This window comes from Aminobacter sp. NyZ550 (assembly GCF_025628925.2).
Lineage (GTDB): Bacteria > Pseudomonadota > Alphaproteobacteria > Rhizobiales > Rhizobiaceae > Aminobacter > Aminobacter ciceronei.
On record NZ_CP114190.1, the window covers coordinates 1,030,530 to 1,042,779 of the forward strand.

Sequence of the window (12,250 nt, forward strand, 5' to 3'; positions counted from 1 at the left end):
ACCTGCCGTCATGTCCAGCACGCACATCACAGCACACGTTGCAGCAAAGACATGACGGCACCTGTCACCACCTTCCGCCCCGACATCGAGGGCCTGCGTGCCATCGCCGTCGGCGGCGTGATCGCCTTTCACTTCGGCCTGTCCGACCTGCCGGGCGGTTTCATCGGCGTCGACATCTTCTTCGTCATCTCGGGCTATCTGATCACCCGCCACCTGATTCAGGAGATCGGCCGTAGCGGGACCGTCGATCTCTGGTGCTTCTATGGGCGCCGCGCCAGACGGCTGTTGCCGGCATCGCTTCTGGTGATCGCCACCACGCTTGCCGCCGGCTATTTCATCCTCGCGCCGTCCGAGCAGCAGCTTTACGCCAAGGGTGCGCTGTTTGCCTCGAGCTACGTCATCAATCTCTGGCTGCTGCGCTGGTCGTTCGATTATTTCGCCGCCGACACGGCCAGCAACCCGTTTCTGCATTTCTGGTCGTTGTCGGTCGAGGAGCAGTTCTATCTGCTTTGGCCGGCGTTCCTGCTGTTGGTCGCGTGGTTCCGGCCGGGGGCAAGGGGTATCGCGCTCATCCTCGGTGTGGTTGCACTGGTGTCGTTCGGAGTGAGCGCCTGGATGACCTCGGAGTCGCAGCCGTGGGCCTTCTATTTCTCGCCGCTGCGGGCATGGGAATTTGCTGTGGGCGGGCTCGTCTCGCTTGTTGTGGCGGAGCGCTGGGCATCGGGTTTTCGATTCTCGCCTGTCATGGGCTGGACTGGTATCGCATTGATCGCCGTCGCCTATCTCAGCGTCTCGGAGACCGATCCTTTCCCCGGCTTCATCGCGTTGCTGCCGGTCGCGGGCACGGCGATGCTGCTGCTGTCAGGCGCCCGCAAGAGTGCTGTCGGGCCGGCAAGCCTGCTGTCGCTACCGCCGTTCCAATGGACCGGCAAGCTGTCCTATTCGCTGTATCTCTGGCACTGGCCCGTCATCGTCTATGCGACGATCCTGTGGCCTGACCTTACGCTTGCCGGCAGGCTTGCCTGCCTGGCGGTGACGGTCGGCCTGTCCTTCCTCAGTTATCGGTATGTCGAGAATCCTGTTCGCTCCAATGGCTGGCTTTCGGCCGGTTCGCTGCGCTCGCTGGGTTTGGCGGCGCTGCTGACCTCGCTCGGCGTGACATTATCCTTTGGCGCAGCTCAGATTGCTGCGCGAAGTGTCGGCCCGGAGCAGAAGTTGATCGCGGACAGTGCTGCACGTTCGTCGTCGGCGCGCCAGATAGACAGCGCCTGCGTTGCCAGCCTCGAGCAGACCAAGCCGCGCAGCTGCAGTCTGGGTGCATCGAAGCCGCAAAAGACGATCGTGCTGTTCGGCGATTCGCATGGCGACCACTGGTCGACGCCGCTGGCAAAGATTGCCGAGACCAACAACTGGCGGCTGGTGACCTATCTGAAATCGTCCTGCTCGGTGGCGGCGGTGCCGACATGGAACGTGCGATTGATGCGGGCCTACTCCGAATGCGATGCGTGGCGGCAGACGGCAATGAAGGAGATCGCCAGCCTCAAGCCCGATGCGGTGATCGTTTCGCAGTTTTCCTACAGCTACGTCGAAAACGACGTCAATGGCGGGCTGAAGCATCTGGTCAGCCGCGACGTCTGGGCGGGTGGCCTGAGGGCATCGCTTGCGGCGCTTCGCAAGACCGGCGCCGAGGTCGTGCTGCTCGGGGATGTTCCCGTTCACAAGTCATATCTCGACCGTTGTGTCGCCCGTTCGTTGTGGCAGGGCAGGAGCAGCACGGTCTGCGACACGCCGCGACGGGAAGCGATCGACGAACGGGTGTCGAAGACTGAACAAGTGGCGAGCGCCGGGCTTGATGGCGTCCGCTATGTCGACCTGACCGAGCTGTTCTGCAACGACACGACCTGCCCGGCGATGATCGGTGGCAAGCTGACCTTCCGCGACCGCCACCACATCGCCACGCCTTTTGCGGCGACCCTTGCCGGTTCGATGCAGCGCGCGATCTTCGGCAACCAGGTGGCGGCGCGCTGGCCGTGAGGCCGGACCGATCTTGCTAGAGGCGGATGCCCGTCTGCAGCAGGCCACGGGTGATGCTGCCCGAGGTCGGCAACAGTGGGATCAGACAGGCCTGGAGCGCGTGGTAGATGTCGGGCTTGCCGTAGAACGGGCCGGCATTGGGCTTGAGATCGTCGTCGAGCTGGGCGTGCCAGCCGCCATTGGCGCGGTCGATGAAGCGGCTGGCGCAGAAGCTCCAGATACGGCGGTACCAGGCCTCGTAGGCAGCGTCGCCGCCGATGGCGTTGAGTACGGACGCGGCACCGATCGCCTCGCAGCACGGCCACCAGTAGCGATCCCTGATCCGGGCCGAGCCGTCCCATTCGAGCGTGTAATAGAAGCCGCCCTTGGCGGTATCCCAACCGTCTGCCGTCGCCTGGCCGAACAGGTTCCTTGCCGCGTCCGGCAGCCAGGCATGCTTGCGGCCGCCGAGCTCCCACAATTGCAGCAGCAGCCGTGCCCATTCGAGCGAATGGCCAGGCGTCGTGCCATAAGGGCGGAACATCGGGTCGCCGGAGTAATCGCGGTCGAGCTTCCATTCCGCGGTGAAATGCTCGGGCAGGCGCCAACCGGCGGCAGCCGAATGGCGGCGGATGATCAGGTCGGCGATGCGCTCGGCCATGGTGAGATAGATGCTGTCGCCAGTCGCCTCGAAGGCGGCCATCAGCGCCTCTGTGAGGTGCATGTTGGAGTTCTGGCCACGATAGCTGTCGAGCGGCTGCCAGTCGCGGCTGAACTCTTCCGCCACCGCGCCATGCGCCTCTTCCCAGAATTTTTCAGACAGGATTGTCGAGATGTCGGTCAGCAGGCGGTCGGCGTCGGGGTGGCCGGCGACCTTGGCGCTGGAGGCGGCAAGCAGGACGAAAGCATGGCCATAGGCCTGCTTGGTGTCGTTGGTCGGACCGTCATAACCGACGCCCCAGAAATAGCCGCCATTGGCTGTGTCGCGATGGCCGTTCCAGAGGAAATCCATGCCGTGGTCGACGAGCACGTCGGCGCCGGGGCGTCCCATCAGATGGGCAATCGAGAAACAGTGCACCAGGCGCGTGGTGACGTGGATCTGTCGGCCGGCGAAGCGGCCGGGGACGGCGCCCGGCGCGAGCGGGTGGCCATGATCGTCGAGGTCGTGGAAGCCGCCGAGCGGATTGAGGCTCTGGCGTTCGAATAAAGAGAACAGCGCGTCGGCCTGCTGCAACAGCCACAAGCGATGGCTTGGAAGCGTGGTCCATTTGGCCGAGCCGGCGGAAATTTCCAAAGAAGCCATGGATAGGAGTTCCCTGCGGCTGCTGGCCGCGCCTCGATGATTTCCCCGACCTAAGACGTAATGGCCCGCGCACTCAACAGGAAAACGCCATGATTTGCGTCCAGCGGTGCATAGACGCTGGATACGGCTAATATGCCACGGTGGTGCCACTAGCCATGGCGCGTGCCGCGCATTATGGACAAATGGCGCGCTTGACCGAGTTGGCAGCGAGATTTCGGGGACTAAATGACGAAATTGATGTCGTCCAAGGCGGACGACCTGCCCAAAGGGTCTGCCCAGGGTGCGGATCATGCGGCTGAAAAGGCGCTCGTTCGCCGGCTAGCCTCGCATTGCAACCGCTTTCGCGACCCCGACGACCGCCGCGCGGCGTTCGAACTGGCGGTGACGCTGACACCTTTCCTGATGATGGGTGCAGCGCTTGTCTGGCTCGCAACCTATGCCGGCCCGCTGCTCGGCGGTTGGCGCTGGCTGCTGATGGTGGCGTTGGCGCCGGTCTGTGCCTCGTTCCTGGTGCGGTTGTTTGCCATCCAGCATGACTGCGGTCACGGCTCGTTCACCAGTTCGCGTATGGCCAACAAGACCATCGGCCGGGCGCTGAGTGTCTTCACCTTCACGCCCTACACGCTATGGCAGAAGGCGCATGCCGTGCACCATGGCGGCTCGGGCAATCTCGACAAACGCGGCATCGGCGACATCGATACGCGCACGGTTGCCGAATATGAGGCGATGACCACCAGCCAGCGGCTGATGTATCGCATCTATCGCAACCCGATCATCCTGATCGTCATCGGCGTGCCGATCTACTTTCTGATCATGCACCGGTTGCCCTACAACGACGCCATTCCGCGCGTCGAGGCATGGCGCAGCGCCGGCGGCCTCAACGTGGCGCTGGTGCTGGTCTATGGCGGCCTCGTGCTCTTGGCCGGCTGGGCGGTGATGCTGGCGGTTCTGCCCGTCGTGGTGATGGGCGCCTGGGCCGGCGGCTGGCTGTTCTACGTCCAGCACCAGTTCGAAGAGACGCGCTGGGATGCGGGCGACGCCTGGGACCTGCATGTCGCGGCCTTTGGCGGCAGCTCGTGGTATGCCTTGCCCGCTGTGGCGCAGTGGATCACCGGCTCGATCGGCCTGCACCACATCCACCATCTGTGCAGCCGCGTGCCGTTCTATCGCCTGCAGGCCTGCTTCGACAGCAATGCCGAGCTTCGCGATGCCAGCCAGACGGTGAAGCTGACTTTCTGGAAGAGCGTCGGCTGCGTCAATCTCGCGCTGTGGTGTGAGGATCGCCGTCGCCTCGTGACCTTCGCCGAAGCCAGGGTCTAGCTACCTCTTGGCGGTGTGATGGCCGGCAGTGCCAGAGCTTGGCGCCTTCTGGCTGAAAACGACCTCCAATTCCCAGGTTCCGTCTAGAGGGCCGGTTGCGGCACGCCCTCGCGGATCAGCCGCGAGAAATCGCCGGTCAGCCCAACCGCCAGCGCGCGCTGGGCGATATGGGCGCGGCTGCGCAGCTCCTGCACCGACACGCGTGTGTCGAGCGCGCCACGGTCATAGGCATATTCGGGCAGGTAGCCGTTGACGATCAGGCGCCAGTCGAACGGGGTGACGTCGCCGACGGCGCGCATCATCCTGAAGATGACGGTGGTGCAGTTGGTGGTGATCGAATTGTAGAAGCGCGGTGTTGCGGCCAGCGCATTGGCATCGGCGACATAACCGAGCAGCAGCGCCCGGGCGGCAGTCGGTGAGACGTTGAGGCGATAGAGCTGGACGTCCTCGCCGCGGATATTCGAGCGGACGCCGACGACGTCGCGCTCGTCGGCGGCAACAATGACCAGCGGGTTGGCCTTGAACAGATCGGCGATCGGCGAGAACTGGCCGCCATTCTGCCGCCGCACCTCGACCGACCAGGCGAGCTGGTCACCGCCCTCGAAGCCGAAGCTCATGATGACATGGGCCATCTCGGGCCCGGCCCAGTAGGACATGAACAGGTCGAGCGTCTTGAGCTTGCTCAGGTCGTAGCTGCGCGTCGTCCAGCGTTCGGTGAAGTCGCTGTTGCTGCGCCAGTCGAAGTCGCGGACATCTGTCAGGGTCAGCATGTCGCCGTCGCGCCGGCCGGTGACCTGCCGGGCCACGTCGGGCGCAAACTCGGCATGGTCCGACGGAACGATGGTGTTCCACCATACCAGCACCGCGGCGAAGCCGATGGCGAACAGTGCCAGCCCATGCAGGCGCCAGGGCGTGAACAGGGCGATGGCGGCTGCGATGCCGAGCAGGACGAACAAGCCTGCGGCCAGTCCCCTGGCGATGTCAGGCGCCGGCAACCGACACCAAAGCGCCATCGCTGCCCAGGCGGTGGTGAGCGCGATGGCGATGACAAGGACGATGGCCGAAACGATCAAGCCCACACTGCGCACTGCCAACTCCGGTCCGGTTCATTTCGATGCTCACGCCGAGATCGCAGATCGGCTGTCCGGCGGCAAGGCGGCATCGGCACGCCAGTGGCGATTTGCGCGGCACCTATTGCAGCCGGAAATCGCAGATTTCGGCGCTCAGGGCCGCGACTTCCTCACAGAACTGCACATGGTAATCGTTCCTGAAGGTGGCGAAGTATTCGAGATTGGGCAGCTCCATCTCGGTGCGCACGACGCACAGCCGGCCATCGGCGACCATGTTCCTGAAGAAGGCGTGCGGCAGGATGGTGACGCCCATGCCATGGGCCGCCAAGTGAGCCAGCGCCACCATGTTGTTGCAGGAATCGTCCGCTTGAACGGCAAATTCGGGTTGTCGATGACGCTGTGCAGGAGCGGCCGCAGGATCGAGCCGGTCGTCTGGATCAGCAATGGATGCTTGGTGAGATCGCTCAACGTCGCATTGTCCTTGCCGTCCAACAGCTTCGGGCTGCACATCCACACAAGCTCGATGGCGCCAAGCGGCGTGCTGACGAATTGCGGCTCCTGGATGACACGCGGGCAGATGACGAAGTCGAGGCGGCGGTCGACCAGGCGCTCGAGCAGGGAGGCGGTGAGGTCGATCTCGGGTTCGAGCGTGATCATCGGATAGCGGTCGAGAATCCCTGACAACAGTTCGGGCAGCCATGACAGCGCGACGAGATCAGTGACGCCAAGGCGAAAGCGGAATGACGGAACCGACGATTTCTTTGCCAGTGAGTTCAGGCGATCGTTCAGGCGCAGAATCTGCTCGGCGATTGCGCGGATCTCTTCGCCCTTGGTCGTCAGGACCGGCTTGCGCCCGGTCCGATGGAACAGCGGCGTCGAAAACCTGGCCTCCAGTTCGCCGATGCGCTTGGAGATCGCCACCATGGCCCTGTTCGTGCCGTCTTCGCTGCTCTGCTACGGCGTCATCAAGGTGTCCAATGCCCACAAGGCAAAGCGGTGGCACAAGGCGATGCGCGAAGGCCTCGCCCCCGTCGGGGTGGGGCTGATCATTGCGGGCGTCATTGCCATTTTCCAGCTCGCTGGCGGCGGTCTGCTTGCAGCCGGGATCGCCGTGGCCTCGGCCGCACTGCTGCTCTGGATGCCGCGCTGTCCCACCGTCGGCGTGCTTGTCGCCGGGGCGGGGACGATGCTGCTGTGGGCCCAGTTCGGAGCTACGGGCTGACAAGGCTGGAGGCGTGTGCCCCCTGCTGCATCGGTTGCGTCCTTTACATTACCAACATGCCATGCAGTCATGTGGCATCAGGAGGAAATGGGAGGCGGTGCGTTGGGAGGCGTGCTGCAGTGCCGATGTTTTCGCATTCCGACCATATTCGCGAGATCGAAAGCGTCAGCCTCGGTGCCTCGACCGGGCGTGACGAGCAAGTGGTCAAGTCGTGGCTGCGCTGCATCGAGCAGCATCGTCTCGACCCTACCCAGGCGTGCGAGGCCTATATCCTGCCCGATGGCGAACTGCGCGCGCATCGCCAGCAGTCCGAGGAACTGATCGCCATTGCCCGCTCGGGCCTCGAAAACCTGTTCCGGCAGGTGGCGGGCCAGAACTACGTTCTGCTGCTGTCCGACCGCAAAGGCGTGACGGTCGAGTTTCTGGGCGACCCGCTGTTCGACAACAATCTCCGCAAGGCCGGCCTGTATCTCGGCTCCGAGTGGTCGGAGGCGCGCGCCGGAACCTGCGCCGTCGGCGCCTGCCTGGAGGCGGGTGAGGCCCTGACGATCCACCAGACCGACCATTTCGACAACACGCACACGCCGCTGTCCTGCACCGCCGCGCCGGTCTACGATACCAGTGGCGATCTTGCCGCCGTGCTCGACATCTCCCTGTTGAGCTCGCCGATCCGCAAGACCAGCCAGAACCTCGCGCTGCATCTGGTCGCCGCCACCGTGCGCCGCATCGAGCTGGCCAATCTGATGGCCCAGACCCGGGACGAATGGGTGCTGCGCTTTGCCCGCTCGCCGGAGTTCCTCGACGTCGACCCGGAGGCGGCGATTTCCATCGATGGCTCGGGCCGCATCATCGGCATGACCCATGGCGGCGCCAAGATACTGGCGCGCTCTGTCGGACTCGACTGGCGCCAACCGGACGGGCTGATCGGTCAGCCGATCGCGCGATTCTTCGACATGGAGATCGACGACCTGCCGGATCTCACCCGGCGGCGGCCGACTCAGGATCGCCTGGTCTTCGCCCGCGACGGCAACGCGCTGTTTGCCCACGCCATCGAGCCGCACCACAAGGTGCAGGCGCCGGTGCTGGCGCGCGAGCAGATTCCGGTGTCGCTGCGTGGCCTGAGCGGCGGCGACCCGCAGATGGCTGCACTCCAGGCAAAGGCGGCGAAGCTGGCTGGCAAGCCGCTGCCGATCCTGCTCCAGGGCGAAACCGGCACCGGCAAGGAATATCTGGCCAAGGCCATCCATGACGGTGCTGCCGTCAAGGGCAAGTTCGTCGCCATCAACTGCGCCGCGATCCCGGAGCAACTGATCGAAAGCGAGTTGTTCGGCCACCTGCCGGGCGCCTTCACCGGTGCTTCCGCCAAGGGGCGTAAGGGCCTGATAGAGGAGGCCGACGGCGGCACACTGTTCCTCGACGAGATCGGCGACATGCCGCTTTCACTGCAGAGCCGTTTCCTGCGAGTCCTGGCCGAACGGGAGGTGCTGCCGGTGGGCGCTGCGCGGCCAAAGCCTGTGAACCTCAGGGTCATCTCGGCCTCGCACCGAGACCTCGGCTTGCTGGTGCGGGAGGGACGCTTCCGCGAGGATCTTTACTACCGCCTGAATGCGGCGACACTTTCGATCCCGCCGCTGCGCGAGCGCCGCGACTTCGACTGGCTGCTCGAGACGGTCGTAGCCCGCCACCGGCCGGTCGGCGAGGGACTTGCAGTCTCGCCGGCGGCACTCCTGGCGTTGCGCGCCCATGGCTGGCCGGGCAACATCCGTGAGCTCGACAATGTGATCGCCGTTGCGGCAGCGCTTTGCCAGGACGGCGTGATCGAACCCGGCGACCTGCCGGAGACGCTGACATCGGCGGCAGCGGTCGCCGTGCGGCTCGATGACGCCAGTGCCGGACCGGCGGCGCTGAAAGCGATGCTCGGGGCCTGCGGCTGGAACATTTCCGAGACCGCCCGCCGCATGGGCGTCGACCGCTCCACCATCCACCGCCAGATCAAGCGCTACGGCCTGACCGCGCTCAACTGAGCTGTTGCAGCTTGCCGCTGCAACAGCTGTGGCATGCGGCAGGCGCGGTGCAACAGGCCGCGCCTGCGTTTCCCTGGGAAATCAAGTCTTTTCCCGGCGCCGGCGACTTGGCACGGCGCTTGCTGTCCATGGATCGACTGGAATCGGAGGAAGCCATGTCGAACAGCCAGGGCCGCAACGGCCTGCTGAAAGCTGCGGAACAGCCGGAGACGAGAATCCGTCTCGCCGGCCGGACCGCCCGGGAAAGCGCGAGACCGCGCGCTCTCGCCATTTGAACAATCATCGGCAATTCGGAGGAAAACAACATGCTCGACGACAGCCCGCAGACCAAGATCGACACCATTCTCGCCAAGCTGGAAAAAGCGCTTGCCGGCGGCGACATCGAAGCGGCGGTGAACCTGTTCCAGGCAGACTGTTACTGGCGTGACCTGGTGACGTTTACCTGGAACCTCAAGACCATGGAGGGCCACGACCAGATCCGCGACATGTTGAAGAGCCAGCTGGCATCGATCAAGCCGGGGCGCTTCCGCCAGGACGAAAAGGAGCTTGCCAGCCAGAATGACGGCATCACCGATGGCTGGTTCGAGTTCGAGACCGCAGTGGCGCGCGGCTATGGCCATGTCAGGCTCAAGAACGGTCTCATCTGGACGCTGCTGACGACGATGAGCGAGCTGAAGGGTCACGAAGAGCCCAAGGGCCTGCTGCGTCCGATGGGTGCCGAACATGGCAGCGACGCCGGCCGCCGGACGTGGAAGGAAAAGCGCGAGGCGGAAACCGCCGAACTCGGCTTCTCCGAGCAGCCTTATGTCGTCATCATTGGCGGCGGCCAGGGCGGCATCGCGCTGGGCGCCCGACTGCGGCAGCTCGGCGTGCCCACCATCATCGTCGAACGCAACGAGCGGCCGGGCGACAGCTGGCGCAAGCGCTACAAGTCGCTCTGCCTGCACGATCCGGTCTGGTACGATCACCTGCCCTACATTCCGTTCCCCGAGAACTGGCCGGTCTTTGCGCCGAAGGACAAGATCGGCGACTGGCTGGAGATGTACACCAAGGTGATGGAGCTCAACTACTGGAGCTCGACCAGTTGCAAGTCCGCCAGCTATGACGAGGCCACGCGCGAGTGGACGGTCGTGGTCGAGCGCGACGGACGGGAGATCGTGCTGAAGCCGAAGCAGCTGGTGCTGGCGACGGGGATGTCGGGCAAGGCGAATGTTCCCAAGTTCAAGGGGCAGGACGTCTTCAAGGGCGAGCAGCAGCATTCCTCCCAGCATCCGGGGCCCGATGCCTACCGGGGCAAGAAGGTTGTCGTTGTCGGCTCCAACAACTCGGCGCACGACATCTGCGCGGCCCTCTGGGAGGGTGGCGCCGACGTCACCATGCTGCAGCGGTCCTCGACCCACATCGTCAAGTCGGACTCGCTGATGGAGATCGGGCTCGGCGATCTCTATTCCGAGCGCGCGGTCGCTGCCGGCATGACGACACGTAAGGCGGACCTGATCTTCGCCTCGTTGCCCTATCGTATCATGCACGAGTTCCAGGTGCCGATTTACAACAAGATCCGCGAGAAGGACGCCGCCTTCTACGAGCGGCTGGAGAAGGCCGGCTTCATGCTCGACTTCGGCGACGACGAGTCCGGCCTGTTCATGAAGTATCTCCGGCGCGGCTCCGGCTACTACATCGACGTCGGCGCCTGCGAGCTGGTTGCAGATGGCCGGATCAAGCTGGTCAGCGGTGTCGGCGTCGAGAAGCTGACGGAGACCTCGATCGTGCTCGAAGACGGGCGCGAGCTGGAAGCCGACCTCATCGTCTATGCCACCGGCTATGGCTCGATGAACGGCTGGGCCGCCGACCTGATCAGCCAGGACGTCGCCGACAAGGTCGGCAAGTGCTGGGGGCTGGGCTCGAGCACGACCAAGGATCCCGGGCCGTGGGAAGGCGAACAGCGCAACATGTGGAAGCCGACCCGGCAGGACGCGCTGTGGTTCCATGGCGGCAACCTGCACCAGTCCAGGCATTATTCGCAGTATCTGTCGCTGCAGCTCAAGGCGCGCAAGGAAGGGATCGCAACCGACGTCTACGGGTTGCAGGAGGTCCATCACAAGTCCTGATGTCAAACCACGCGGCCGGCGGGCGTTGGCTCCGCCGGCCGGCATCCGCATACGTCTAAGGGCTACTTGACCCGATTTCGGAAGCAGGCAACGACTATGCGGTACGGGAAGAGGTGCAGACGCCGCCGGAGGAGAGGATGAGAGGCACCGCAGTCACCGAGCATGCCGACAAGGTGCAGGCTGCCCTGAAGTCGAGCGAGGCCGCGCGTTCGGCACTGGTCGCGTCCTGGCAGCGATCGTCGCATCACCATCTCGATCCGACCCATCGCAGCCCGCCCAAACGCTTGACCGAATCCGAGCTCGTGTTCGCCCGGCAGCGCATCGAGCCGCTCATCGCGGTCGCCCAGGCCAGCCTCGACAGGCTCTACCTCGCCGTCGGCGGGGTCGGCTGCTGCGTGCTCCTGGCGGATCGCGACGGCGTGCCGGTCGAGCGCCGCGGTGCGCTGGCCGATGACGAGACCTTCCATGACTGGGGACTGTGGACCGGCACGGTGTGGAGCGAGGAGAGCGAGGGCACCAATGGCATTGGTACCTGCCTTGTCGAGCAGCGACCGCTGACAATCCATCGCGGCCAGCATTTTCTGACGCGCAACACGGCTTTGTCCTGTACGACCACGCCGATCTTCGACCACGAAGGCAAGCTGGCCGCGGCGCTCGACGTCTCGTCCTGCCGTGCCGACCTGACCGAGGGCTTTGTCAACCTCATCGCGCTGGCGGTGGGGGACGCCGCCCGGCGCATCGAAGCCGATAATTTCCGGCTCGCCTTCCCCGATGCCCGCATCATGCTGGCGCCGGTGGCCGAACGCAGCGCCGGCGCCCTGCTTGCCATCGATGCCGACGATCTCGTCATCGGCGCGACGCGCAGCGCCAGGCTGGCGCTCGGGCTGACCGCCGAAAGCTTTGCCAAACCCATGCCGGCAGCCGACCTGCTGGGCGGCAGCGTGGTGGCGGAGCGAGAATTGCGCGAGGCCGAGCGGGCCGTGCTGCAGCGCGCGCTGGCCCGCGCCGGCGGCAATGTCGCGCTTGCCGCGCGTATGCTCGGCATCAGCCGCGCGACCTTGCATCGCAAGATGAACCGGCTCGATCTCCACCGCGCCACCTGACGAAATCAACGGATGCTGACAAGTCTCCTGACATCAAGATGGCAGGAGCCGGGTGGTATGTTGCGGCCAGTTCATCGAGGAGGACGT

The 12,250-nt window shown here is 64.8% G+C and carries 9 protein-coding genes and 1 pseudogene; 7 read left to right on the top strand and 3 right to left on the bottom strand.

Annotated elements, in window-relative coordinates:
- Positions 1-51: 51 nt before the first annotated feature.
- Positions 52-2,034 carry an acyltransferase family protein gene (locus N7E70_RS05100; RefSeq protein ID WP_263005698.1) on the top strand — a complete coding sequence of 661 codons (1,983 nt, stop codon included), beginning with the start codon at positions 52-54 and terminating at the stop codon, positions 2,032-2,034.
- 16 nt (positions 2,035-2,050) lie between these two features.
- Here N7E70_RS05100 and N7E70_RS05105 read toward each other — a convergent pair whose 3' ends face one another.
- Complete coding sequence (locus tag N7E70_RS05105) at positions 2,051-3,316, bottom strand: AGE family epimerase/isomerase (RefSeq protein ID WP_263005699.1); 1,266 nt, start codon at positions 3,314-3,316, stop codon at positions 2,051-2,053.
- Between the two features lie 225 nt (positions 3,317-3,541).
- Between N7E70_RS05105 and N7E70_RS05110 the strand changes: the two genes are divergently transcribed.
- On the top strand, positions 3,542-4,636 hold the full coding sequence (locus N7E70_RS05110) for a fatty acid desaturase (protein ID WP_263005700.1): 1,095 nt from the start codon (positions 3,542-3,544) through the stop codon (positions 4,634-4,636).
- A gap of 83 nt (positions 4,637-4,719) precedes the next feature.
- Here the strand turns inward: N7E70_RS05110 and N7E70_RS05115 are convergent, their stop codons facing one another.
- The gene (locus N7E70_RS05115; RefSeq protein WP_442866512.1) at positions 4,720-5,649 is read right to left on the bottom strand and encodes an Lnb N-terminal periplasmic domain-containing protein; all 930 of its coding nucleotides are present in this window, start codon (positions 5,647-5,649) and stop codon (positions 4,720-4,722) included.
- Between the two features lie 178 nt (positions 5,650-5,827).
- Positions 5,828-6,630: pseudogene (locus tag N7E70_RS05120) on the bottom strand (LysR family transcriptional regulator).
- On the opposite strand from N7E70_RS05120, the gene N7E70_RS05125 reads away from it, so the two are divergent.
- The 5 genes from N7E70_RS05125 to N7E70_RS05145 all read left to right on the top strand — a co-directional run bounded on the left by N7E70_RS05125 (position 6,629) and on the right by N7E70_RS05145 (position 12,163).
- On the top strand, positions 6,629-6,928 hold the full coding sequence (locus N7E70_RS05125) for a chromate transporter (protein WP_263005703.1): 300 nt from the start codon (positions 6,629-6,631) through the stop codon (positions 6,926-6,928). The pseudogene N7E70_RS05120 and the gene N7E70_RS05125 overlap by 2 nt on opposite strands.
- Positions 6,929-7,053: 125 nt before the next feature.
- Complete coding sequence (locus N7E70_RS05130) at positions 7,054-8,952, top strand: sigma-54-dependent Fis family transcriptional regulator (protein ID WP_067965966.1); 1,899 nt, start codon at positions 7,054-7,056, stop codon at positions 8,950-8,952.
- Between the two features lie 11 nt (positions 8,953-8,963).
- Positions 8,964-9,227: a hypothetical protein gene (locus tag N7E70_RS05135; RefSeq protein ID WP_263005704.1), complete on the top strand. Its 264-nt coding sequence runs from the start codon at positions 8,964-8,966 to the stop codon at positions 9,225-9,227.
- A gap of 30 nt (positions 9,228-9,257) precedes the next feature.
- A complete protein-coding gene (locus N7E70_RS05140; RefSeq protein ID WP_263005705.1) occupies positions 9,258-11,060 on the top strand; it encodes an NAD(P)/FAD-dependent oxidoreductase in 1,803 nt (600 codons plus the stop codon).
- A 137-nt stretch (positions 11,061-11,197) separates the two neighbouring features.
- Positions 11,198-12,163, top strand: a complete 966-nt coding sequence (locus tag N7E70_RS05145; RefSeq protein ID WP_154387015.1) for a helix-turn-helix domain-containing protein — start codon at positions 11,198-11,200, stop codon at positions 12,161-12,163.
- Positions 12,164-12,250 lie beyond the last annotated feature (87 nt).